Annotated in this window: 19 protein-coding genes; 11 read left to right on the top strand and 8 right to left on the bottom strand. The window is 69.8% G+C overall.

Features of this window, described 5'->3' with window-relative positions; genetic code table 11:
• Nucleotides 1-32 precede the first annotated feature (32 nt).
• Together AC4PMY_RS10060 and AC4PMY_RS10065 are read left to right on the top strand one after the other, a co-directional pair.
• Entirely contained in the window at nucleotides 33-866 is an 834-nt protein-coding gene (locus tag AC4PMY_RS10060; protein WP_491622606.1) for a siderophore-interacting protein, read from the top strand.
• Between the two features lie 109 nt (nucleotides 867-975).
• The gene (locus tag AC4PMY_RS10065) at nucleotides 976-1,851 is read left to right on the top strand and encodes a hypothetical protein (RefSeq protein WP_064294071.1); all 876 of its coding nucleotides are present in this window, start codon (nucleotides 976-978) and stop codon (nucleotides 1,849-1,851) included.
• An 18-nt stretch (nucleotides 1,852-1,869) separates the two neighbouring features.
• Here the strand turns inward: AC4PMY_RS10065 and AC4PMY_RS10070 are convergent, their stop codons facing one another.
• Nucleotides 1,870-2,262, bottom strand: coding sequence for a (deoxy)nucleoside triphosphate pyrophosphohydrolase (locus tag AC4PMY_RS10070; RefSeq protein WP_071262170.1), 393 nt, complete (start codon nucleotides 2,260-2,262; stop codon nucleotides 1,870-1,872).
• A 214-nt stretch (nucleotides 2,263-2,476) separates the two neighbouring features.
• Between AC4PMY_RS10070 and AC4PMY_RS10075 the strand changes: the two genes are divergently transcribed.
• Nucleotides 2,477-6,010 (top strand): TM0106 family RecB-like putative nuclease, encoded by a 3,534-nt coding sequence (locus AC4PMY_RS10075; protein WP_491622607.1) that lies wholly within the window; start codon nucleotides 2,477-2,479, stop codon nucleotides 6,008-6,010.
• On the opposite strand, the gene AC4PMY_RS10080 is transcribed toward AC4PMY_RS10075, so the two are convergent.
• Nucleotides 5,985-6,608 (bottom strand): NAD(P)H-dependent oxidoreductase, encoded by a 624-nt coding sequence (locus AC4PMY_RS10080; protein WP_491622608.1) that lies wholly within the window; start codon nucleotides 6,606-6,608, stop codon nucleotides 5,985-5,987. The two genes, AC4PMY_RS10075 and AC4PMY_RS10080, sit on opposite strands and share 26 nt — an antisense overlap.
• 93 nt (nucleotides 6,609-6,701) lie before the next feature.
• Between AC4PMY_RS10080 and AC4PMY_RS10085 the strand changes: the two genes are divergently transcribed.
• The 3 genes from AC4PMY_RS10085 to AC4PMY_RS10095 all read left to right on the top strand — a co-directional run bounded on the left by AC4PMY_RS10085 (nucleotide 6,702) and on the right by AC4PMY_RS10095 (nucleotide 10,320).
• Nucleotides 6,702-7,283: a TetR/AcrR family transcriptional regulator gene (locus tag AC4PMY_RS10085; RefSeq protein ID WP_079003734.1), complete on the top strand. Its 582-nt coding sequence runs from the start codon at nucleotides 6,702-6,704 to the stop codon at nucleotides 7,281-7,283.
• Between the two features lie 143 nt (nucleotides 7,284-7,426).
• Nucleotides 7,427-8,977, top strand: a complete 1,551-nt coding sequence (locus tag AC4PMY_RS10090) for a S1C family serine protease (RefSeq protein WP_491622609.1) — start codon at nucleotides 7,427-7,429, stop codon at nucleotides 8,975-8,977.
• Nucleotides 8,978-9,102: 125 nt separating this feature from the next.
• Nucleotides 9,103-10,320 carry a DUF429 domain-containing protein gene (locus tag AC4PMY_RS10095; RefSeq protein ID WP_491622610.1) on the top strand — a complete coding sequence of 406 codons (1,218 nt, stop codon included), beginning with the start codon at nucleotides 9,103-9,105 and terminating at the stop codon, nucleotides 10,318-10,320.
• Between the two features lie 8 nt (nucleotides 10,321-10,328).
• Here the strand turns inward: AC4PMY_RS10095 and AC4PMY_RS10100 are convergent, their stop codons facing one another.
• On the bottom strand, nucleotides 10,329-10,826 hold the full coding sequence (locus AC4PMY_RS10100; RefSeq protein WP_064294077.1) for a ribosomal maturation YjgA family protein: 498 nt from the start codon (nucleotides 10,824-10,826) through the stop codon (nucleotides 10,329-10,331).
• Nucleotides 10,823-12,187 carry an LssY C-terminal domain-containing protein gene (locus AC4PMY_RS10105; protein ID WP_491622611.1) on the bottom strand — a complete coding sequence of 455 codons (1,365 nt, stop codon included), beginning with the start codon at nucleotides 12,185-12,187 and terminating at the stop codon, nucleotides 10,823-10,825. The genes AC4PMY_RS10100 and AC4PMY_RS10105 overlap by 4 nt, the downstream gene beginning before the upstream one ends.
• 63 nt (nucleotides 12,188-12,250) lie before the next feature.
• On the opposite strand from AC4PMY_RS10105, the gene AC4PMY_RS10110 reads away from it, so the two are divergent.
• The gene (locus AC4PMY_RS10110; RefSeq protein ID WP_491622612.1) at nucleotides 12,251-13,534 is read left to right on the top strand and encodes a M18 family aminopeptidase; all 1,284 of its coding nucleotides are present in this window, start codon (nucleotides 12,251-12,253) and stop codon (nucleotides 13,532-13,534) included.
• A gap of 91 nt (nucleotides 13,535-13,625) precedes the next feature.
• Here the strand turns inward: AC4PMY_RS10110 and AC4PMY_RS10115 are convergent, their stop codons facing one another.
• The 3 genes from AC4PMY_RS10115 to AC4PMY_RS10125 all read right to left on the bottom strand — a co-directional run bounded on the left by AC4PMY_RS10115 (nucleotide 13,626) and on the right by AC4PMY_RS10125 (nucleotide 18,108).
• On the bottom strand, nucleotides 13,626-14,708 hold the full coding sequence (locus AC4PMY_RS10115; RefSeq protein WP_064294079.1) for an NYN domain-containing protein: 1,083 nt from the start codon (nucleotides 14,706-14,708) through the stop codon (nucleotides 13,626-13,628).
• Nucleotides 14,709-15,079: 371 nt separating this feature from the next.
• On the bottom strand, nucleotides 15,080-16,558 hold the full coding sequence (locus AC4PMY_RS10120; RefSeq protein ID WP_071262040.1) for a SulP family inorganic anion transporter: 1,479 nt from the start codon (nucleotides 16,556-16,558) through the stop codon (nucleotides 15,080-15,082).
• Nucleotides 16,559-16,689: 131 nt separating this feature from the next.
• The gene (locus AC4PMY_RS10125; protein WP_079003726.1) at nucleotides 16,690-18,108 is read right to left on the bottom strand and encodes an aminopeptidase P family protein; all 1,419 of its coding nucleotides are present in this window, start codon (nucleotides 18,106-18,108) and stop codon (nucleotides 16,690-16,692) included.
• 175 nt (nucleotides 18,109-18,283) lie between these two features.
• Here AC4PMY_RS10125 and AC4PMY_RS10130 point away from each other — a divergent pair, with 175 nt between their 5' ends.
• Nucleotides 18,284-18,667 carry an avidin-fold protein gene (locus tag AC4PMY_RS10130; RefSeq protein WP_082915870.1) on the top strand — a complete coding sequence of 128 codons (384 nt, stop codon included), beginning with the start codon at nucleotides 18,284-18,286 and terminating at the stop codon, nucleotides 18,665-18,667.
• A 34-nt stretch (nucleotides 18,668-18,701) separates the two neighbouring features.
• Here the strand turns inward: AC4PMY_RS10130 and AC4PMY_RS10135 are convergent, their stop codons facing one another.
• Nucleotides 18,702-19,262, bottom strand: coding sequence for an Lrp/AsnC family transcriptional regulator (locus AC4PMY_RS10135; RefSeq protein ID WP_079003723.1), 561 nt, complete (start codon nucleotides 19,260-19,262; stop codon nucleotides 18,702-18,704).
• A gap of 174 nt (nucleotides 19,263-19,436) precedes the next feature.
• On the opposite strand from AC4PMY_RS10135, the gene AC4PMY_RS10140 reads away from it, so the two are divergent.
• From AC4PMY_RS10140 to AC4PMY_RS10150, 3 genes are read left to right on the top strand one after another with little or no spacing between them, the layout of a single operon-like run.
• Complete coding sequence (locus AC4PMY_RS10140) at nucleotides 19,437-21,020, top strand: ABC transporter substrate-binding protein (protein WP_199687206.1); 1,584 nt, start codon at nucleotides 19,437-19,439, stop codon at nucleotides 21,018-21,020.
• The gene (locus AC4PMY_RS10145; RefSeq protein ID WP_491622613.1) at nucleotides 21,004-22,077 is read left to right on the top strand and encodes an ABC transporter permease; all 1,074 of its coding nucleotides are present in this window, start codon (nucleotides 21,004-21,006) and stop codon (nucleotides 22,075-22,077) included. The genes AC4PMY_RS10140 and AC4PMY_RS10145 overlap by 17 nt, the downstream gene beginning before the upstream one ends.
• On the top strand, nucleotides 22,074-22,955 hold the full coding sequence (locus AC4PMY_RS10150) for an ABC transporter permease (protein ID WP_064294085.1): 882 nt from the start codon (nucleotides 22,074-22,076) through the stop codon (nucleotides 22,953-22,955). The genes AC4PMY_RS10145 and AC4PMY_RS10150 overlap by 4 nt, the downstream gene beginning before the upstream one ends.
• The last annotated feature ends 5 nt before the right edge of the window (nucleotides 22,956-22,960 follow it).

Below are 22,960 nucleotides of genomic sequence, written 5' to 3' on the forward strand. Positions count from 1 at the left end.
GGCTGTCGGAGCCGCCTGAGGAAGGGGCTCGAGTGGCTCGCACGAATGCCGAGACGGCGCGCATCAAACCCGAGGCGGCGACCCTCCTCACGCTGCGGGTCGTCCGCCGCTCGCGCGTCTCACCGAACATCGCCAGGGTCACCCTCGGTGGCGGTGACATCGCCGACTTCACCTTCCTCGGGTACGACCAGTGGTTCCGGTTCTTCATACCGGTCTCCGAGGGCGGTCTCGAGCGGTTGCCGACCAAGCTCGACATGCTGGCCTACGCCAAGTACCTCGCGATCTCCAAGTCCGTGCGACCGGTGCTCAGGAACTACACGGTGCGGGATTTCCGTCGCGACGGCCCCGACGGGCCGGAGTTGGACATCGACTTCGTCATCCACGGGTCGGCCGCCGAGGGGACCGCGGGGCCCGCGGCGAGCTGGGCCCAGTCGTGCGAGGTGGGCGATGCGGTGGGGCTGCTGGACGAGGGGCGCATGTTCAACCTCCCGGCCGACGTGGATCGAGTGCTGTTGGTCTCCGACGAGACCGGGCTCCCCGCCGTCGCAGGCATCCTGACCTCGCTTCCGGCGTCGACCGTCGGGACGGCGATCGTCGAGATCCCCTCCGCGGAGGACGCGCAGGACGTGCGTGTCCCGGACGGGGTCGAGCTGCGATGGGTGGTCCGAGAGGATCCGCACGACGTCCCCGGACGAGCGGCGCTGGCCGCCGCGACGGCCCTCGGGGTGCCGACCGCCCCGTGCTACGGGTGGGTCGTCGGAGAGCAGTCCCTGGCGGCGAACGTGCGTCGGCTCTGGGTCCGTGGTGGCATGCCCAAGGACCGTGTCATGTTCTGCGGCTACTGGAAGGTCGGCAAGGCGCACTGATCGGCTGACGGTGTCGGCGTTCGGGTCGGCCATGCGGTGAATTGGGTCGATCACCCGAATTCGGGGTGTCACCGACGTGCTGCGCTGACGGCTCCACTAACCTCACGACATGCCCTCTTCCGCCGGTGCGTCCGGAAACACGATCGGTGCGCTGCCGACCGGCGTCGCGACGGGTCTGATCCGGACGGTGACCGGCGGATCGGCCGACCGGGCGTTCGAGGTCGATGTCCCCGAAACGGCCTCGAGCGGTGTGGACACGTCGTCGGACTCGCACGACGCCCTCCGCAGCTGGGACGTCGTCCGCTCCACCTTCGGACCAGGTGAGGCGCTCACCTTCGACGAGCGCTACCGGTACGCCCAGCTCCCCCTGATCGACGCCGACCACCCGCTCGCGCTCGCCGCGAGTCCTGACGGCGTCTACCGTGACGGGCGGTACGACGAGGCGCGCCTGGCGGTCGTCGTCCCCGTCCCGGTCGAACGGCTGTTCGTCGATCCGATCTTCCTGAGCTACGAGGCCGACCTCGCCTCGGCACCCTTCGCACCCAAGCTCGCCCGAGGCATCGAGCTCCGACGCGCACACCGGTTGCACGCGACGCTCTCCTCCATCGACGCGGAATCCGGGTTCCTCGACGGGCTGCGGACGAGCGTCGGCGCGTTCACGCCCTTCCGGGTCAGGCTGGCGGGCCCCGTCATCGGTGGCTTCAACCGCGGACGCTGTTACCTCCCCGCCATCGCGGACGCCTTCGCCCCCATCCAGCGGGCGGTCGGCGGGCGTCCAGCACCGCTCGTCGGGGTGGGCCTGCACCACTTCCGCGATGAGCTCGACGCCGCCGAGACCGCGGCGCTCGCCGCCTTCCTCGAGCGTTGGCGCGACGTCACCCTGTTCGAGTGGACGGTCACCGAGCTGGCGGTCACCTCGACCAACGACGACCTCGTGCTGAGCGGACGCACGCTCGCCCGCATCCCGCTCCACGCGGTCGAGTGACGCCCTGGGGCTCCGGGGTCAGCTCGCGGTGAGTCGCCCGACCATCGGGAGGTCGGGCGTCGCCCAGTCCAGCCCGAGGAGCCGTTCGCGGGTGACCCAGCGCAGTTCGTCGTGGTCCGTGCTGTGGACCGGGGGCGCGCCGAGGAAGGTGATTTCGTAGCAGGCGAGGTCGATCACGAGCTCGCCCACGGTGACGGTGGACCGGTCCAGCAGTGCCCCCACAGCGACGGCGGCGTCGAGCTCCTCGCGCAGCTCACGAGCCAGCGCGTCTTGCGGCCGCTCGCCGGTCTCGACCTTGCCTCCGGGGAACTCCCACAGGCCACCGGACGCCCGCCCGGGTGCCCGCCGGCACGCGAGCACGGTGTCGTCCTGCGTGGCGACACCCGCGACGACCTGGATCGTGGTGGTCATGATGCACTCCCGTCCCATGGCGTCGTGGTCCGTCTCCAGGCTAGGGGACGCGGGATCGAGCGCGCCCGACGCCGCTCCACAGACGGCTGCCGCTCGGCTGGCCTCACCCTGCGTCCCGCGGCGGCGCTGTGGTCGGTGGTGCGTGCCAGACTGACAGCGATCGGAGGCGGACCTGCCCCCGCAGCAGTCGTCTCGAAAGGCACCCACCGCACCGATGTTCCTCCTCGACGGTTCCGCCATCACGAGCGCCAGCGACCTCTCCAACGCCTCCCACTGCGAGTTCGCGTTCCTGCGCACGGTCGACGCGAAGCTCGGTCGGATCGAACCGATCGTCGAGCCGGAGGACGAGATGCTCATGCGGACCTCCAAGCTCGGCGACCAGCACGAGCTGCGGGTCCTCGAGTCGTACCGCGCCGAGTTCGGCACCGGCGTCGTCGAGCTCGACCGCCCCGACGTCCGAGACACGGTGGCGCTCGCCGCAGCCGTCGAGTCGACGATCACGGCGTTCCGCGACGGAGCCCCGGTCGTCTTCCAGGCCGCGTTCTTCGACGGATCGTTCATCGGCTTCGCCGACTTCATCGTGCGCCGGCCCGACGGCCGGTATCGCGTGCAGGACACCAAACTCGCGCGCTCGCCGAAGGTCACCGCCCTGCTCCAGCTCGCCGCCTACGTGGAGCAGCTGGAGACGGCCGGGATCCCGGTCGACGACGACGTCGACCTCATCCTGGGAGACGGCACCGTCAGCACCCACGCGGTGGCCGACATCCTGCCGGTGTACCGTCGCCGTCGTGCGCGCCTGCTGCGGATCGTCGCCGAACGGCTCGAAGCCGACGCTCCGGTGGCCTGGGGCGACCAGCGCTACAGCGTCTGCGGACGATGCGCGTGGTGCGACGCCGAGATCACGGCCTCACGCGACGTCCTGCTGGTGGCCGGGCTCCGGTTGACGCAGCGCGACCGCCTGCTGGCGGCCGGCATCGCCACGATCGACGATCTGGCGTCGCTCACGCTCACCGGGTCGACCGAGCGACCAGGGCCGCACGGGCTGTCGGGTGGCGCCGGCGGGACGGTCGACGGCATCGCCGAGAGCACGCTCGCTGCGCTGCGCGAGCAGGCGCATCTGCAGCTCGAGCCGTCACCAGCCGCCGGCGTGCCGGCGTTCCGTGTGCACGACGCCACGGCACTCGGGCTCCTGCCGCAACCCGATCCCGGCGACGTCTTCTTCGACTTCGAGGGCGACCCGCTGTACACCGAGGGCGAGCCGGGTGACGCCCGCCGGGGCGACCGCACGAGGTGGGGCATCGACTACCTGTTCGGCCTGGTCGACACCGACGGCCGGTTCCGATCCTGGTGGGCGCACGACTTCCATGAGGAGCGGACGGCGCTGATCGACTTCCTCGCCTACCTCACCGCCCGCCGTGCCGAGTTCCCGGGCATGCACGTGTATCACTACGCCGCGTACGAGCGGACGCACCTGCTCTCGCTGGCCGCCCGGCACGGGGTCGGGGAGGACACGATCGACGACCTCCTCCGCGAGGCCGTGCTCTTCGACCTGTACCCGTTCGTCCGCAAGACGGTGCGTGTCGGATCGCGGTCGTACTCGATCAAGAAGCTCGAGCCGCTCTACATGGGTGAGGAGCACCGCGACAGCGACGTCACCGACGCCGCGGCATCCATCACCGCCTACGCGGAGGCTCGCGAGCTCAGTCGGAGCGACGACCCGGAGCTCGTCGCCGAAGGCGAACGGAAGCTCTCGGAGATCGCCGAGTACAACGCGTACGACTGCGAGTCGACCCGTCGGCTGCGGAACTGGTTGCTCGACCTCGGTGCGGAACGGGGCGTGCTGCCGGGCACCTTCGTCACCGACGCACCCGAGCCCCTGGTGGACGAACCGACGCCGCTCCACGACGCGCTGACGGCGTTGGCCGGAGACCCCCTCGACCCCGAACGCTCCGACGACGCCACCGCGTATGCGCTCGCGGCGGCCGCCATCGACTACCACCGGCGCGAGCACAAGTCGTTCTGGCAGGAGCACTTCTCCCGACTCATCGCCGCGCGCGACGAATGGGAGGACACCCGGAACGTCTTCACCGTCACCTCGGGGGTCGTCGAGCGCGACTGGTTCCGCGAGGGACGGCAGCGCAGCGACCGCCGTCACGTCCGACTCCGTGGCCGATGGGCCCCCGGCAGCAGTGTGAAGGTCGGCGCCGACCCGTTCGCGGTCTACGACCACCCGGGACCGTACACGCTCCCCCGCGCCGAGCCCGGCTCCCGACCGGCCGGGCAGATCACGGTCCTCGAGGTCGACGACGACTCCCTGCTCATCCAGGAGACGCTCAAGACGGATCGTGAGCCCTACACGGAGCTGCCGGTCGCGCTCACGCCGTCTCCTCCCCCGCGACCCGGAACACAGGTCGATGCGATCGCCGAGTGGGGGCAGGCGGTCCTCGACGCCGCTCCAGGGTGGCCGGACGACGGCGTCGTCGACATCCTGCGGCGACGGCCGCCCCGCACGAGCTCGGGTGAGCCGCTCCCCCACCGCGGAGACGGGCGGACGATCGAGGACGTGACCGCCGCGTTGCTCGACCTCGACGACTCGGTGCTCGCCGTCCAGGGGCCGCCCGGAACCGGCAAGACCTACGTCGCCTCGCACGTCATCACGGCCCTCGTGCAGCAGCACGGCTGGCGGATCGGGGTCGTGGCGCAGTCGCACGACGTCGTCGAGAACCTCCTCGAGCGTGTGGTGAAGGCGGGGCTCTCCCCCGCGCTCGTGGCGAAGACCCTGCGATCCGGTGCCGACCCGGATGCTGAGCGCGGCTACACCGTCCTCCCGGCCAATGGTCATGGCGCGTTCATGGCCGAGCAGACCGGCGGCTTCGTCATCGGCGGGACGGCCTGGGACTTCAGCAACCACAACCGGTTCGACCGGAGGTCGCTCGACCTGCTCGTCGTCGACGAGGCCGGTCAGTTCTCGCTCGCCTACACGATCGCGGCGAGCGTCGCCGCGCGGAACCTCCTGCTCCTGGGCGACCCGCAGCAGCTGCCGCAGGTGAGCCAGGGGACGCATCCCGAACCGATCGACACCTCGGCCCTCGGATTCGTGGCCGACGGTCGCGACGTCCTCCCTCCGGAACTCGGCTACTTCCTCCACGAGACCTGGCGGATGGACGCCGCGGTCACCGAGCCGGTCTCGCGCTTGTCATACGGTGGCGAGCTGCGCTCAGCGGCGGCCACGACGAAGCGTCGTCTGGAGGGTCGTGCGCCGGGGCTGCACGTCGTCCCGGTCCATCACGTCGGAAACGCGACGAGTTCGCAGGAGGAGGCCGACCGCGTCGCGGAGCTCGTCCGGTCGACCATCGGGCTCCGCTGGACCGATCCGGATGCCGGCCGCATCGACGACCCGGTGAGCGAGGCCGACATCATCGTCGTCTGTCCCTACAACGCCCACGTCGCCGTCGTCCGAGCGACGCTCGACGCGGCCGGGTTCGACGCGGTGCGCGTCGGGACCGTCGACAAGTTCCAGGGTCAGGAGGCCGTCATCGCGATCGTCTCGCTGGCCGCGTCCTCCCCCGCCGACGTCCCGCGGGGCATGTCGTTCCTGTTGATGAAGAACCGACTGAACGTCGGTATCTCCCGCGCCCAGTGGGCGGCGTACCTCGTGCACTCCCCCGCACTCACCGAGTACCTGCCGGTCACGCCGGAGGGCGTCGCCGAGCTCAGTGCCTTCATCCGGTTGGTCGACGGCCACTGACCAGCTCTGCGGCCGCAGCGGAGGAACGAGAACTCCGTCGCGCCGCGTCGGCACGACCGTTCTGTGCCGCCTTCGCGAGCCACCGCTGACGCTGCTCCACGGTCGAATCCTTCACCCGACCGAACCGGTTCACGGCGACGGGCTTGACCCCGCAGAACCGGAGGGTGGTGGTGCGGAGTTGCTTCACCGTCGTGTCGCCGACGAGCGGGAGGTACCACCACGGTGAGTCGGTCGTGACCATCACCCGCCCCGAGCGGCCGGCGAGCAGTCCCTCGGGGAGACCGTTGTCCTTGGTCCGGTAGGCGCGACGGGGAAGCAGCAGGCGATCGAAGAACCCCTTGAGCAGCGCCGGCACCGATCCCCACCAGACCGGCGCCACGATCACGAGGTGGTCCGCGGCGTGGATCTGCTCCCACGCTCGTTCGAGGTCGGGCTCCAGGTCTTGACGGCGGGTGTACCCGAGGCGGAGGTTCGGGTCGAACGCGAGGTCGCGTACGGCGAGGACGGTCGCGTCGCCGTGCGCCTCCGCGTAGCTCGCGGCGAGGGCGGCGCACAGAGACCCGGGGTTCGGGTGTCCGTCGATGACGAGGGTGGGCATCAGTTCTCCATCAGTTGTAGGTCTGGACAGCGCCAAGAATCTGGACACTGTCCACTTCTGGTCGGAACCGACGGTACGGGTACGATGTTGCTTGTGTCAAGATCGACGACGGCGTACCACCACGGCAACCTCGGGCCGGCGCTCGAGGACGCTGCGCTCGAACTCATGCGGACGCACGGCCATGCCACGCTGAGCCTGCGAGAGGTCGCACGTCGCGCCGGAGTCAGTCACAACGCGCCGTACCACCACTTCGGCGACCGGACCGCGCTCCTGAAACGGTTGAGCGAACGCGGCATGGCCGAGCTCTTGGACGCCATGCGCGAGGAGCGGCAGGCGACGGCGGGTCGAGACCCACAGGAGACGGCCGTCCGGATCGGTTCGACGTATGTGCACTACGCGGCGCAGCATCCGGAGCGGTTCCGCCTGATCTACGACCCCGAAGTCTGTGTCCCCGGCTCACCCAGCGAGGCTATGGCGCCACTCATCGGTGGCGTCGAGGCGCTGCTCGCCGAGACGACGGCGTCGCTGGCCCCCGGTGCCGAGCCGCAGGTCATCGCCGCTCTGACCACGGCGGTCTGGGCCGCGGTCCACGGGCTCGCGGAACTCGTCGTCGCCGGACACATCTCCGAGGCTGAGGCCCGACCCGCGCTGGAGGCGTTGCTCACGCGACCCTGAGGTGGTGTCGGGCATGGAGCCTGTACACGATCGTCATCCGGGAAACGGTCGGGAAGCTCAAAGGTCGTTCATGGTCGAACCAGACGATTCACTCGGATTGCGGGAGTCAGATGATCTCAGCACCCCCGCCGAGAGGAATCCCCGTGAACACCACCCCAGACCCCGAACGCCCTGAGCCGCGTCCAACGGACGGCACCCGACCGGCGGAGACGCCGCAGTCGTCCCCCGCTCCCGATCCGTACCAGCCGCCCACCGGCTCGTACCAGCCCCAGCCGGGTGTGGACGTCACTCCCCCGGCCGGCTACCCCGGCAACACGGCCGCGGGTGGCCCACGACGCGAGCCGACGACGCCCTTCGGTTACGCGACGGCTCCCCACGCGACGAGCGGTCACGTGTGGCCCGGTCATCACCAGGGCCCGCAGGGTCAGTACGGACCGTACGCCGCCGGCCAGGGCCAGTACGCCCCCTCCGGCACCTGGCAGCCCCGACCGTACGGACAGCAGACGATGCCCCAGCCGCCGTCGACCACCGGCACCCCGGCGAAGAAGCAGCCCATCGGGTGGATCATCGCCGCCGCGACGGCCGCCACGGTCGTGTCCCTCGTGACCGGTAGCCTCGGCCTCGCTTCGCTGGCGGCCGGCGCGTTCCAGAGTGTCGCCGCCTCCTCACAAGTGACGGAGACGGTGCCGGACGAGGGCGGTCAGAGCTTCCGCGCTCCCGGTGGGCAGCCTGGGCCACAGCAGGCGACGCCGGATGCCGCGACGGCGAACACCCGGAGCGCCACCGCCGCGGAGTCCGTGGGTGTCGTCGACATCGACACCGAGCTGGCCTATCAGGGGGCCGCCGCCGCAGGAACCGGGATGATCCTCACCGCGGACGGCCAGATCCTGACCAACAACCACGTCGTCGCGGGAGCGACGAGCATCGTCGTCACCGTCGTGGCGACCGGAGAGCAGTACGACGCGCGCGTCGTCGGGACGGATGCCACGAACGACGTTGCGCTCCTGCAGCTCGACGGCGCCTCGGGGCTGGACACCGTCACGATCGACGACGACGGCGGCGCAGCCGTCGGTGACGCAGTCACCGGGGTCGGGAACGCCGGCGGCACGGGTGGGACCCCCAGCGCTGCGGACGGGTCCGTGACCGCCCTCGAGCAGGACATCACCGTCCAGGATGAGACGACCGGGGCGGGCAAGCAGCTGACCGGATTGATCCAGACGGACGCGGACATCCAGTCCGGCGACTCCGGCGGGCCGCTCTACGACTCGGAGGGCGAGGTCGTCGGCGTCGACACCGCTGCCTCTTCCGGTGGGACCGACATCGACGGATTCGCCATCCCGATCGACGACGCGTTGTCCATCGTCGACCAGATCCGTACCGGCGTCGAGACCGACACCGTCTCGATCGGCTACCCGGCCTTCATCGGGATCGGTCTGGCCGCGTCCGGCGCAGCCCAGACCGTGCCGGGTGCCGTGGTCGGTTCGGTGATCGAGAACACGCCCGCGGCGTCGATCGGCCTCGCAGCCGGCGACGTCATCACCGGCGTCAACGGTGCCGCCATCGACTCCGCTCAGACCCTGACGGCCACCATGGCCACGCTCGAGCCAGGCCAGACGGTCTCCGTCACCTGGACCACGGCGAGTGGGACCTCCCAGACCGCTGACGTGACGCTGATCGAGGGCCCGGTCGGCTGATCGAGCGCCCGGGACGCTCGACGGCTCCTCACCTCCGGCCCGCCGCCGGATCCGAGGAGTCGTCGACGTCTGCCCAGTAGGCTCGGGAGGCGGTGCCTCGCCGCATGCACCGGAAGGAACCGCTCGTGACCCGCTTCCTCGGAGTCGACCTCGCCTGGGGCAAGGGGACCGGCTCCCGCGCGGCGAACGAGTCGGGACTGGTGTGCATCGACGAGACCGGGACGGTCATCGAGGCCGGGTGGGCCGTGGGGATCGACGCCGTCGTCGCCTGGATCGTCGCCACCGCCTCACCGGGCTCCGTGATCGCGGTCGACGCCCCTCTGCTCGTCCAGAACGAGACCGGCATGCGTCTCTGTGAACGTGAGGTCGGGCAGCGGTACGGGCGCTGGCAGGTCTCGGCCTACCCGTCGAACCTCGGCCTGCCCGCGCTCGGTGGTGTCGCGCTCTTCACGGCGCTGGAGGCGGCGGGGTTCCAGTACTTCGACGGACTGAGCACGCCGGCGGCGGATGCCGTCGTGTTCTTCGAGGCCTATCCCCACACCACCTTGGTGGGTGCCGAGGAGTTCGGGTACCCGGATGCGCGGCCCCGGTACAAACGCCTCGACCCCGGTCTCCCCGCCGCCGAGCGACGGCGACGCCGCGCGGAGGTCTGTGACGACCTCGTCTCGCGCCTGCAGGCGCTGACCTCGGCGACGCCGCCACTCGACCTCGACACCCACCCGGTGACGGCGCTACTCGCCGCGGAACCGTCGCCGCTGAAGGAATCGGCGCACAAGCACCGCGAGGACCTCATCGACGCGGCCATCTGCGCGTGGACGGCGTCCGCCTGGTCCCGTTGGGGGCTGGAACGGTTCCAGGTCCTCGGTGCCTCGGATGCTCCGGACGACCGTGGGCGTGTCCCCACGCTCCTCGCCATGGCGCGACCCGAACAGCGCCCCAAGCAGGACATTCCCATATCGGCATATATTAGATCGGCTCCGCCGCTGGCATCTTCGCCGCTATCGGAGGCCATCGCCCGGCAAGCCACAACAGTTCACGACCCCGACGAAGGACATATGAAGAAGAAGGCATACGCTCAAGACGACACTCCGGCGGAATCGAACACGATCGAGTTCGTCCCCGGCGGAGCGGCGAACGCCGAAGTCCCACCCGCGGCTTCGACGCGCGCGCCCTCCCCCGCTCCGACCACCGTCGAACTCCTGCGCAGTGCCACCTGGCACCTCGAGCATGCCCGGGTGGTGGGCCACCCCGACGACGTCGAGTTCGAAGCGGCGAGGTCGGCATTGGCCGAGGCCGTCTTCGACCTGGAACACGTCCAGTACGGGGAGACGACTCGCGGCTAGGGCACTGGTCAGGCGGGTCCTGAGTCCGATCGGCGCCGTGTCTCCCGGTCCGCGCGTGCGCGTCGTTCGAGGATGTCGTTGCGAACCCATCGGATCACCAGCGACATGGCGAGCGACAGGAACAGGAACGCCGCCGCGCCCAGGGCGTAGGAGATGAAGTCCGTCGGGATGAACGTCGTGCCGAGCACGAGCGCCGAGGGCGGCCACTGGTCCGCGAGTGCGGCCGGCACGCCCGTGGCCTGGAAGCACTCGATCGCCGCCGAGAAGCCGAACGCGCCGAGGGCGATCTGCCACAGTGGACGCCGTGGGGCGGCGAAGGCCAGCAGGAGCGCGACGAGGACCGTGTAGAGCGCGTTGGTCACGGGGTTCGCCCAGGCCGCTGCCACCGACCAGTGCACCGTCAGCCCGGCGACGATCGTGATGATGGCTGCGCCGAGGAGCAGCGCGCGCTTGAGCGAGGTGGCGGGGCGTGGCCCCTCGTCCGTCTGGTCGGGTGCGTCGGTCATGCTTTCGTCCTCCGGGTGCGTCGTTGTCGCCCACGGGCCCAGTCGCGGGCCTCGGTTCCGGAGAGGGCGAGGATGATGGAACAGTCGACCGCGAAGCCGATCAGGTTGGTCTGCAGCGTCAATCCGCCGGCGCCGGCGACATAGCTCGCGGCGAGGGTGGCGATGGACGTCGAGCTGAAGGTCATGGCGAGCAGGCGCGCGAGGTTGCCTCCCCGATGGACCCGCCAGGCGAGGACGAGGTAGCAGAGCGTCACCACGGCCGACAGGGCCAGCACGGCCCCGACGACCCACGGGATGAGGACGACGTCGTCAGCCGTCGCGGCCGTTGCACGGGCCTCCGAGATGACCTGCTTCCAATCGGAGACGAGGAGGACGCCGGAGAGCACGGTGGACAGTGCCGCGACGACCATCAGGACCACGCCGACGGTGGTGTCCAGCGGCCGCGGGTCGCCGGCCCGGATGAGGGAGCGCGTCGGGGGAGCGTCAGCGGCCGGCAGGGTCGCCGCCGGCGGGACGACCACCGCGCTGAGATCGATGATCGGCAGGTCGCCGTCGGTGACGATCGCGTCGCCTCCGCCGTTCCGTGAGTGGTAGCCGGTGGAGAAGTTCTCGATCACGGACGTCGTCGCTCCGACGTCCGCTGCCGCGATCGACGCGACGATGTGATCGCGCTCGTCGTCGACGTCGTCGGCGATCCGGTGGGTCACCTGCAGTGTGAAGATGCTGATCCCGACCGATCGGTCGTACGTCCCGGCGGCCAACCAATCCGCCTGGTATCCGCCCGGGAGCAGCCAGCCCGCTGGTGTCGGCCAGAACCGGACGTGGTGCCGCTTCCCCGGACTGCCGTCGACCTCCTGCTGGTAGCAGAACGCCTGGCGGCGACCGAACAGGTAGAGCGACGAGACGGGCGCCTCCGAGTAGCTGCGCCTGGTCAGCGTCGAGGTCACGATCCGCAGGTTCGCACGCAGGCCGAGGTCGTCGGCGAGCGTCCAGCCCGCCGAGAGCATCGCCATGTGGATCTGCTCCTCCCGACCCCGGAGGCCGAGGTTCACGGGATCACCGAGGATGCCCTCGCGCGTGCGAGTGCGTCCGATGAAGTAGTCGGGCAGGTAGACGCGCGACAGCACGGTGTGCAGGCGGGGGAGGATCAGGTAGGCGATGACGAGGTAGATGACGAGGATGAACCAGGCTTGGGCCCAACCGCGGGCGAACGCCTCGGTGAGCAGCACGTACGCCAGGAAGACGGCCGCAGCCGTGCCGAAGGCGAAGAACCAACCGTCGACGATGCGTGCGATCCGTCCGCGACGATCCTCGGACAGGCCGCTTGCGGGCCCGATGAGGTCGATGCGGGTCTTCGTCACCCGTCCAGGGTAGGGCCTGGTGCATCCACGTGCCGGGTGCGTGGGTGGTGGGAGGATGGTGGGATGGACTCCGTCGCCCACATCACCGACCTCGCCGACTTCATCGTCGCCTCGCCCACCTCGTATCACGCGGTCGCGGAGAGCGCTCGGCGCCTCACGGCGGCCGGCTTCACCCGGCGGCTCGAGACCGAGTCCTGGGATGGTGGCGCCGGCCGGTTCTTCGTCGAACGCGAGGGTGCGGTGATCGCCTGGGTGCAGCCCGAGCAGGCGCACGCCACGACGCCGTTCCGCATCCTCGGCTCGCACACGGACTCGCCGAGCTTCAAGCTCAAGCCGAAGCCGACGACCGGCGCCCACGGGTGGCTGCAGGCCGGGGTGGAGGTCTACGGCGGACCGCTCCTCAACTCCTGGCTCGACCGCGAACTCGAACTCGCCGGACGCCTGGTGACGCTCGACGGGACCGTGCACCTCGTCCGGACCGGCCCGTTCCTGCGCATCCCGCAGCTCGCCGTGCACCTCGACCGAAGCGCCAACGACGGCCTCGTCCTCGATCGCCAGCGCCACCTGCAGCCCGTGTACGGGGTCGGTGACCTCGCCCACGCCGACGTGCTCGCGCACCTGGCGGTGATCGCAGGCATCGATCCCACCGCGATCGCCGGATACGACGTGCTCGTGGCCGACACCCAGGAGCCCCGGCGATTCGGTCTCGACGGGCAGCTGTTCGCCGCCGGACGCATGGACAACCTGACCTCGGTCCACGCCGGACTCGCGGCGCTGCTGGCCGCGAGTGACGGGGGAGCGACGGACGACGCCGCACACATCACGGTCTTCGCCGCCTTCGACCACGAGGAGCTCGGTTCGGCCTCGACCTCCGGCGCCAGCGGTCCGTTCCTCGACGACGTCCTCACCCGCATCGGTGCGTCGCTGGGGGCGACGGTGTCCGAACGGCTCCAGGCCTATGCGGCCTCCTGGTGCCTGTCGGCGGACGCCGGCCACGCGATCCACCCGAACTACCCGGAACGCCACGACCCGGCCAACCGGCCGATCGCCGGTGGCGGTCCGCTCCTCAAGATCAATGCGAATCAGCGCTACGCGACCGACGCCCTCGGGGCCGCGCTGTGGGCCCGGAGCTGCGCCGCCGCAGGTGTGCTCTCGCAGGACTTCGTGTCGAACAACACGGTGCCGTGCGGCTCGACCATCGGCCCGCTCACCGCGACGCGACTCGGCATCCGGACGGTCGACGTCGGGACGCCGCTGCTGTCGATGCACTCCGCCCGCGAGCTGTGCCACATCGACGATCCGACCGCTCTGAGCGCGGCGGTCCAGGCGTTCTTCCGGGGCGCCTGAGCACCGCCGCAGCAGGAGATCCGCGCGGGAGCAGGACGCCCGAAGGCGGACGGTCCTGCTGCGAGGCTGATCTCCTGCGGCGGGCCCGGGCTCAACCCAGTTCGCGCAGCCGCAGACGTCGTCCGTCGGGACTCGCGTCCGGGTTCACCTCGACGAGGTCCGAGCGCGAGTTGATGAAGTCGCTGAACGAGCGGTAGCCGAGCGGCTTCTCCTTGAACGCCGGATCCATGCGGATCATCTGGTTCTTCACCTCGGCGTTCAGCAGCCAGTCCTCGTCGTCGTTCTTGGCGTGCACGAGGCGGAGTGCGCGCACCAGGAGCTCCGTCGCCGCGCGCTGTGCGTCGGGACCGGAGGGGTCCGCGGTCTCGTCGTCGGTGTCGTCCAGGTCGTCGGCGTCGCGGTGGCTGAACACCGGCTCGGTGAAGAGGCCGCCGATCCGCGGAGGTGTCTGGGCGGCCGGTGCTTCGGCCGTCGGCGCAGACCCGGACGAGGCGCGACGACGCCCTCCGGACTTGGGTGCGGACTTCGGTGCCTCAGAAGACACCTCCGCCGTGCTCTCGACGGCGGCAGGGGTGCGGGGCGTGCGCGTGACGACCGGGCGGACGATCCCGGGGATGTCGTCGTAGTCGGAGAACTCGTCGCATGCCGCCATGAGCGCACGACTCGTCGCACCGGCGACACCGATCCCGATCACGTGGCGTCCGAGGCGTCGGCAGCGCTGCGCGAGGGAGATGTAGTCCGAGTCGCCGGCCACGATCACGATGTGCGTGAGGTCGGGGAGGCGGAAGAGGTCCTCGACGACATCGACGGCGAGGCGGATGTCGGCACCGTTCTTCATCGCCTTCGTCGTGGGGAACATCTGCGTCAGGTCGACCGCGCGGTCCACGAGGTCCTTCTGGTAGGCGGAGTTGACCGGCTCGGACCAGTCGGCGTAGGAACGGCTGATGACGATGTTCCCGAACGACGAGGTGTAGTCGAGGATGGCGCCGACGTCGACGCGAGCGGCCTGCAGGCGCTCGGAGATCTCGTCGCCTTCGGGTGCGGCGGAGGGCACGTGGGACCGCGCGCGATCCCGGCTGAACGCCGCCTTCCCGTAGAGCTGGTTGTAGCGCGAGATGACGATGTTGTCGAAGTCGATGTAGACCGCGACTCTGGGCGTTCCGGTTTCTGCCATGACTCCATCATCCTCTGGTGGCCTGCGAATCGGCGACTTCAGTCCTCCACAGCTCGGCTTGCGAAGCTCCTCTCCACCGCTGCTGCGCGGGCCAGGCCGTGACCGACCTGGGCTGCGTAGCGTGCGCCCATGCCCGGTCACGCCGTCGACATCTCCAGCCCTCGCTCGCCGAGCTCCCGGGCAACGTGTTCCTCCCTGCGACGGCTTCCGGCCTGCCGAGGGACTCGGTCGTGAACACCACACAGCTGCTCACCCTCGATGAGGACGACCTCGGTCCGGCCGCCGGAAGGGTGCCCGTCGCGCTGTCACTGGATCTGGACGCGGGGCTCCGGCGAGTGCTGCACCTCTGAGGTGGTGCCGGCGCGATCGGCTCAGAGGTGGCCGGTGAGCTTCCCGTGGAAGGCCGAGCTGCGTTCGTCGAGTCCGGTGAACACGACCTGCTTGCCGTGCGCGGCGTATTTCTCCTGCACGGCGTCGAGGACGGCGACGCTCGAGGCGTCCCAGATCTGCGAGGCGGTGAAGTCGACGACGACGTCCGCAGGGTCGGCCGCGTAGTCGAACTGCTCGACCAGGTCGTTGCTACTGCCGAAGAACAGGGGGCCGATGACGCTGTACCGGACGGAGGTGGCGTCGTCCGCGAGGACCCGGCGGACGCGGATGACGTGGGCCACGCGTCGCGCGAAGAGCACCATGGCCAGGACCGCTCCTGCAGCCACGCCGATCGCGAGGTTGTGGGTGACGACGACCACCGCGACGGTCACCACCATCACGACCGTCTCGGGGATCGGCATGCGTCGCAGGGTCGCCGGGCGCACGCTGTGCCAGTCGACGGTCTTGATGGCGACGATCATCATCACGGCGGCCAGCGCGACCATCGGGATCTGCGCCATCACCGGGCTGAGCGCGGTCACGAGCAGCAGGAGGAAGACGCCGGCGACGAAGGTGGAGATCCTCGTCCGAGCGCGGCCCAGTTTGACGTTGACGACCGTCTGACCGATCATCGCGCAGCCCGCGATCCCGCCGTACCAACCGGCCAGGATATTGGCGACGCCGAGGGCCCACGATTCGCGCCCCTTCGACGACGTCGTGTCGGTGATGTCGTCGACGAGTTTCGCCGTGAGGAGGGTCTCCATGAGCCCCACGAACGCGACGCTCAGCGCGGTCGGCCAGATGATGCCGAGCGTCTCGAGGTTCAGCGGCACGAGCAGCGCGGTCAACCCGGGGAGGCCGCCGGAGACGTCGCCCTGGTCGCCGACGGTCGGCACGGCGGCGTGCGCGATCATCGTGATCGCGGTGACGACGACGATGGCGACGAGCGGCGCCGGCACCGCGGTGGTGAGCTTGGGGAGCAGCAGGACGATCAGGACCGTGATGACGAACAGCGGGTAGACGAGCCACGGGACGCCGAGCAGGTGGGGGACCTGGGCGACGAAGATGAGGATGCCGAGCGCGTTGACGAAGCCGATCATCACCGAGCGGGGGATGAACCGCATGAGTCGGGAGAGACCGGTGACGCCGAACACGATCTGGATGAGGCCCGCGAGGATCACCGCGGGGAGCAGGTACTCCACGCCGTGTTCCTTGACGAGCGGCGCGACGACCAGGGCGACGGCGCCCGCGGCGGCCGTGATCATCGCCGGACGCCCGCCGAGGATCGACATCGAGATCGCGAGGACCACGGAGGCGATGAGGCTGACCTTCGGGTCGACGCCGGCGATGATCGAGAAGGAGATGACCTCGGGGATGAGCGCCAGCGTCGTGACGATCCCGGCGAGGATCTCGACGCTGAAGGCCCTGGGGTTCCGCAGGGTCGCGAGGACGCCGGGGCTCGGGCGGACGGCGGTGCGCATGGGGGCGTCGGGCTGACTCACCGTGCAAGCCTAGGCTCGTTCGCGACGCAGGACGCACCGGGCGAGTCGCTGGTAGCACCGAACGGAAGGGCCGCGACACGCGGCGACCGTCCTGAGTCGCGAACCGTCGGTCAGCTCCGCAACCAGGCCTCGAGACCGTCCGCGCTGATCGGGAGTGCCGCGGAGAGGACCTCGTGTCCGGTGGCGGTCACCAGCAGGTCGTCCTCGATGCGGACGCCGATGCCGCGCAGCTCCGGCGGCACGGTGAGGTCGTTCGCGTGGAAGTAGAGACCTGGTTCGACCGTCAGGACGGCGCCCGGCTGCAGCGGCTCGTCGAGGTACCGCTCGTCCCCGATGCGGGCGCAGTCGTGCACGTCGAGTCCGAGGTGGTGGCCGGTGCCGCTCGGCAGGTAGCGGCGGTGCTGCTGGCCGTTCGGCGACATCGCCTCGTCGACCGACACCTGCAGGATGCCGAGGTCGCGAAGGCTCGTGGCGATCTGCTCGTACGCCGTGTTCCGCATGTCGATGAACGACCGGCCGGGGCCGACCTGCGACATCGCGGCACGGTGGGCCCGCTCGACGTGGTCGTGGACCTCGCGCTGGGCCGCGGAATACGACCCGCTCGCCGGGAAGGTCCTCGTGACGTCGGCGGTGTACAGCGAGCGGGCTTCGACGCCGGCGTCCATGAGGATGAGGTGCTCGGGGAGGACCGGACCGTCGCAGCGCGTCCAGTGCAGCGTGGGAGCGTGTGGCCCGCTGCCGATGATGGTCGAGTACCCGACACCGTTGCCGAACGTGCGGGCGTGGCGCTCGAAGGTCGACTGCAACCAGCGTTCTCCGCCGAACTCGATGGCGGCGGGCAGTTCGCGCACGACCGAGCGGAACCCGCCGACCGTCGCGTCCACGGCGGCGCGGAGCTGCGCGATCTCCCAGTCGTCCTTGACGAGCTTCGCGGCGGACAGGGCGATGAGGAGCGCTCGCGACGCCGCGAAGCGACCGTCGACCCGGGGCTCCGGGGCGCCTGCGCGGAGTGCGTCGGCGGGCAGGAGCGCGAGGGACTCGTCCAGCACCTCGAGGGAGCGGACCTCGATGCCGAGCGCCTCCGCCCACTGGGGGAGTCCGGCGGACGGGCCGATCCAGAGCTCGCCGCGCATGGCGTCGGCGTAGAACGCCTCCTCACCGGGACCGACGGGCTCGGCGAGGTACAGCGTCGCGTCGTGCCCACCGGCGGTCGGCCGCATCACCAGGACCGCGCCCTCCGCCTGACAGGAGGTGAGCCACACGAAGTCGCTGTCCGGACGGAACGGGAACTCGGTGTCGTTCGCACGCGTCACGGCGCGTCCCGCGGTGACCACGAGCCAGTGGCCGGGGAACTGCGCGCTGATGGCGTCGCGGTGACGTCCGGCGGCTGCGCCGGCACCCTCGGCGAGGTCCACTGAGCGGTCCACCGCACCCCAGCCCGTCGCGAGGTACTCGCGGAACGCGTCGTCCCGGGGGAGTGGCTGGGTGCGGGGGTCGCGGAACTGCAGGCTGTCTGGACACATGGACATCAGTAAGCCACCCTCGGTGGACGCCGTCAAGCTGCGACCTCCGGAGCCAGCGGAACATCCCGCCCATGGGGTCCGATCCGTCGTTTCGTCCTGTGGGACCGGCTCACAAGATGGGTGGGATGGACGGATCGTCGGCAGGTTGACACCTGTTCGGACGCCTCCGCAGAATGACGACATGACAGGAACCGCCGACACCGGCACCAGCGCCACGCTCGACTTCAACCTCGACGCGAAGGTGTTCGACATGGTTTCGTCGTCCGCGAGCGTCGTCGACGCCGACGCGCCCACGCGATTCGTCTACCACGAGACGCACGGCGTGCTGTGGGGCGAATACGTCGGTGACACCGTCTCCGTCGGACGGTTCTGCGGGGTGCGCACCGGCGAACGCATCGACATCTCGTTCGTGCACCGCAACCGTGCCGGCGACCTGACGACGCGCGGCGAAGCGAGCTCGATCATCTCCCGCGCCGAGGACGGCTCGTTCATCCTCACCGAGGACTTCATCGGTCCGGACGGACAGGCTCATGTCAGTATCTGTCGGGAGATCGTCGCCGCCTGAACCGGTCGGGGGTCGGCACGCCACCGCCGACGGGTCAGCGTCCGCGTCGCTCCGGCACCCGCTGGGCGCGCTCGTCGCTCGTCCGGACGAATCGGGTCATGCCGAAGCGCTCGCCGGAGTCCTCGACGCTCGTGCGCTCGGACCTCGTCATGCGGAGCGACACGTTCGACCGCTCCTCGTCCATGAGGAAGACGGTCGTCGTCGCCTTGATGGACGGCCACTGTGCGAGCCGGGTGGCGACCAGTTCGTGGATCGCCGCCACGTCGGGGGCCCGGATCAGCATCATCGCGTCGTGCTCGCCGGTCGTCACGGCGAAGTACTCCAGCTCCGGGACCGAGGAGAGCCGTGCGCGGAAGTCGGCCCACTGGCTCTGGCGCAGCGTGATGAAGACCATCGCCGCGACGCCGAGTCCGACCGTCGCCGGCTCGATCTCCGCGTGGACCCCCTTCAGGACGCCGGCGCGGAGCATGGCCTCATACCGCGAGTAGGCGTTCGAACGGGAGATCCCGAGCTCTTCGGCGAGTGCGGCGACCGAAGCCCGCCCGTCCTCCCGGAGCAGCTCCAACATGCGGATGTGGGTGTCGTCGAGTTGCATCGATTGCTCCAAACGTCCAGATTCGGCGGTGGTCCTGGCGGTCGATTGAGAGGATATGGCAGATTCGCCGCGAAATCGAGACAATTCTTCTTTGGTAACGGCTTGTGGATTGACGAATGATCGCGTATCGCACTACTTTCAGCTCATCCCTCCAACCAGATAAGGAGCTCCACCTTGTCACGATCCTTCAGCCGCACCAGCCGGCGCGGCATGGCGGCCCTCGGCCTCGCCCTCGCCGCCGGCCTCGCGCTCAGCGCCTGTTCCCCCTCAGGCGGCTCCGATGACAGCGCGGGCAAGTCGCTCGTCGTCGACGCGTCCTTCGACCTCAAGACCGCCGACCCGAACCGCGAGTACGAGACCACCGGCTCGATCGTCGCGAAGGCGCTCTACGAGACCCTCCTCACCTTCAAGGACGACGACGTCACCGCGCCCGTCGACGGCCTCGCGAGCTACGAGATGAACGCCGACAACACGGTGATGACCCTCACGATGAAGGACGGCAAGAAGTTCTCCGACGGCTCCGACGTGACCGTCGACGACGCGGTGTTCTCGCTGCAGCGCGTCCAGGGCGTGAAGGGCAACCCGTCCTTCCTGCTCGACGGCGTCACGATCGAGAAGACCTCGGACACGACGCTCACGCTCACCTCGGCGACGCCGAACCCCGCCCTCCCGTTCATCCTTCCGAACCCGGCCCTCGGTGTCGTGAACAAGAAGGTCGTCGAGGAGAACGGTGGCAGCGCGACCGCCGACGATGCGGCCGAGTCGTTCCTCAACACGACGTCCGCGGGCTCCGGCCCGTACAAGCTCGAGTCCTTCGACGCCGCCTCGCAGGTCGTCTTCACGGCGAACCCCGAGTACACGGGGACCAAGCCCGCGTACGAGCGCGTCGTCCTCCGCAACGTGCAGGGCCCGACGCAGAAGCTCAACGTCGAGGCCGGTGACTCGCAGGTCGCCCTCGATCTGAACCCCGACCAGGTCTCCGAGCTCGACGACTCGAAGGTGAAGATCATCGCGAACCCCTCGCGCTACATGATCTTCCTCATGCTCAACCAGGACCCCGCGATCAGCGACATCACGAGCAACCCGAAGTTCCTCGAGGCCGTCAAGCTCGGCATCGACTACGACAAGATCGTCGACCTCGCGGGCGACGGTTCCGTCCGTCCCGGTGGCTTCATCCCCTCGATCTTCAACGGGGCGCTCGACGCCGCCGACGGCAATCAGTTCGACGCCGATGCGGCGAAGGCTGCGCTCAAGGAGTCCGGGTACGCCGGCGAAGCCGTCACCCTGAACTTCCCGAACGACATCACGGTGCAGGGGCTGTCGCTCCAGAGCATCGCCGAGTCGGTCCAGGCGCAGCTGAAGTCGGTCGGCATCACCATCACGCTGGCCCCGGCTCCGGTCGCCACCGAGCTGGACGCCTACCGCGACGGCAAGGAGACCGTGGGTCTCTGGTACTGGGGCCCGGACTTCCCGGACCCGTCGAACTACCTCGCGTTCACGCCGGGTGAGCTCGTCGGCCTCCGCGCGGGCTGGCCGGCAGGCGCCGACCCGACGGTGACCGACCTCGCGAACGCGGCGCTCGCCGCGACCGACACGGACGCCCGTGCCGCCGCGTACCAGGACCTCCAGAAGGCGCAGAACGCGAGCGGACCGTTCATCCCGCTCCTGCAGCCGGCGCAGAACGTGGTCACCGCGACCACGATCACCGAGGTTCCGCTGAACCCGACGTGGACCGTCGACCTTGCCGGAATCAAGTAGCGTCGCACCGACGACGTCCAGCGCGCGAGCGGGTCTCCACCCGCTCGCGCGCTACCTCGGCATCCGGCTCGGACTCACGGTCCTCCTGATGTTCGGGGTGACGCTCGTCACCTTCACGCTGACCAACCTCGTCCCCGCGGACCCCGTGCAGGCGGCGCTCGGTGAGCAGGCCGCGGCGGATCCGACGATCGTCGCGCAGTTCCGCGAGAACGCCGGCCTCGACAAGCCATTGCCCGTCCAGTACGTCACCTACGTCGCGAACCTGTTCCAGGGCGATCTCGGGACCTCCCAGCAGACCCGGGGCGCCGTCGCGGACGAACTCGGTCGCGCCTTCCCGGCCACGGCCGAACTGGCCCTCACCGCCATCGTCATCTCGATCGTCATCGGCATCGGCCTCGGCATGTGGGCCGCGCTGCGCCGGAAGACGATCACCGACCAGGTCATCCGGGTCGTGAGCCTCATCGGCATCTCGGTGCCGTCGTTCTGGCTCGCACTCGTCGTCTACTTCGTGTTCTTCTCCCAGCTGCACTGGTTCCCGGGCTCCGGGCGACTCTCACCCGCGGCGATCCCGCCGCCGAAGGTCACCGGGATGTACACGATCGACGCGTTGCTCGCCGGCCAGTGGTCCACCTTCGGCGACGCCATGGCCCACCTCATCCTGCCCGCCTCCGTCCTGGCGCTCTACACGATCGGCCTGCTCACCCGGTTCGCGCGGTCGGCGATCCTGGAGGTGCTCGACCTCGACTACGTGCGGGCAGCGCGGGCGAAAGGCCTTCCCGGCCACGTCGTCGTGACCCGGTACGTGCTCCGCGGTGCGCTCGTCCCCATCATCACCGTGCTCGGCGTCGCCTTCGGATCGCTGCTGTCCGGAACGGTCCTCGTCGAGAAGGTGTACTCGTGGCACGGCCTCGGCGAGTACGCGTACTCCGCGGCGACCAAGCTCGACCTGCCCGCGATCATGGGCGTCGGGCTCATCGTCGGCTTCGTGTACATCGGCCTGAACTTCCTGGTCGACGTGCTGTACGGCTTCATCGACCCGAGAGTGAGGGTGGCATGACCGACGTCCTCGCCGTCCAGACCAAGCGCAGGGGCCGCCTCCGCATCTCGAAGCAGTTGCGCACTCCGCTCGCCGTCGCGGGTGGTGTCATCGTGCTCTTCTGGCTGCTCGTCGCGCTGCTCGCGCCGTGGATCCGGCCGTTCGACCCGCTCGCCCAGGACTTCGACCGGCTGCAGGCCCCGAGTGCCGCGCACTGGTTCGGCACCGACCAGGTGGGCCGCGACGTCCTGTCCCGGGTCGTCAGCGGCGCGCAGGTCTCGATCCCGCTCGCCCTCATGCTCGTGATCTTCGCGATGCTCATCGGTTCGCTGCTCGGCGCGATCGCCGGCTACTTCGGCAAGGCACTCGACGAGACCATCATGCGGATCGCCGACCTCGTGTTCGCGTTCCCGACGATCATCCTCGCGATGGTCATCGCCGCAGCGCTCGGCCCGAGCCTCACGAACGCCGTCATCGCGATGCTCATCGTGTCGTGGCCGGCGTACGCCCGCGTGACGCGTTCACTCGTCATCGGAGCCAGGGGAGCCGAGTACGTCATCGCCGGTCGTCTGCTCGGCAACGGGCCGTTCACCTCACTCGGCAAGGACATCCTGCCGAACGTCGTGTCGCCGGTCGTCGTGCTCGCCACGCTCGACGTCGGCACGGCCATCCTGCTGCTGTCGGGTCTCTCGTTCCTCGGTCTCGGTGCCGTCCCGCCGACGCCGGACTGGGGTGCGATGGTGTCCGACGGGGTGCAGAACTTCTCGTCGTGGTGGATCGCGGTCTTCCCGGGACTCGCCATCCTCACGGTGGTGCTCGCCTTCAACTTCCTCGGCGACGCCCTTCGCGACGCCCTCGACCCCCGGTCGCAGGAAGCCGTGCAGGGGCGCGCACTGTGAGCGGC

The organism is Plantibacter sp. MDV22-iso1 (assembly GCF_058408345.1).

Bases quoted from the DNA above. Each gene is read 5' to 3' on its own strand.
- AC4PMY_RS10130 (WP_082915870.1), top strand. From the start codon at position 18,284: ATGACAGGAACCGCCGACACCGGCACCAGCGCCACGCTCGACTTCAAC.
- AC4PMY_RS10100 (WP_064294077.1), bottom strand. From the start codon at position 10,826: ATGACCGACGCACCCGACCAGACGGACGAGGGGCCACGCCCCGCCACC.
- AC4PMY_RS10115 (WP_064294079.1), bottom strand. From the start codon at position 14,708: ATGGCAGAAACCGGAACGCCCAGAGTCGCGGTCTACATCGACTTCGAC.
- AC4PMY_RS10080 (WP_491622608.1), bottom strand. From the start codon at position 6,608: ATGCCCACCCTCGTCATCGACGGACACCCGAACCCCGGGTCTCTGTGC.
- AC4PMY_RS10065 (WP_064294071.1), top strand. From the start codon at position 976: ATGCCCTCTTCCGCCGGTGCGTCCGGAAACACGATCGGTGCGCTGCCG.
- AC4PMY_RS10075 (WP_491622607.1), top strand. From the start codon at position 2,477: ATGTTCCTCCTCGACGGTTCCGCCATCACGAGCGCCAGCGACCTCTCC.
- AC4PMY_RS10125 (WP_079003726.1), bottom strand. From the start codon at position 18,108: ATGTCCATGTGTCCAGACAGCCTGCAGTTCCGCGACCCCCGCACCCAG.
- AC4PMY_RS10070 (WP_071262170.1), bottom strand. From the start codon at position 2,262: ATGACCACCACGATCCAGGTCGTCGCGGGTGTCGCCACGCAGGACGAC.
- AC4PMY_RS10110 (WP_491622612.1), top strand. From the start codon at position 12,251: ATGGACTCCGTCGCCCACATCACCGACCTCGCCGACTTCATCGTCGCC.
- AC4PMY_RS10135 (WP_079003723.1), bottom strand. From the start codon at position 19,262: ATGCAACTCGACGACACCCACATCCGCATGTTGGAGCTGCTCCGGGAG.
- AC4PMY_RS10150 (WP_064294085.1), top strand. From the start codon at position 22,074: ATGACCGACGTCCTCGCCGTCCAGACCAAGCGCAGGGGCCGCCTCCGC.
- AC4PMY_RS10120 (WP_071262040.1), bottom strand. From the start codon at position 16,558: ATGCGCACCGCCGTCCGCCCGAGCCCCGGCGTCCTCGCGACCCTGCGG.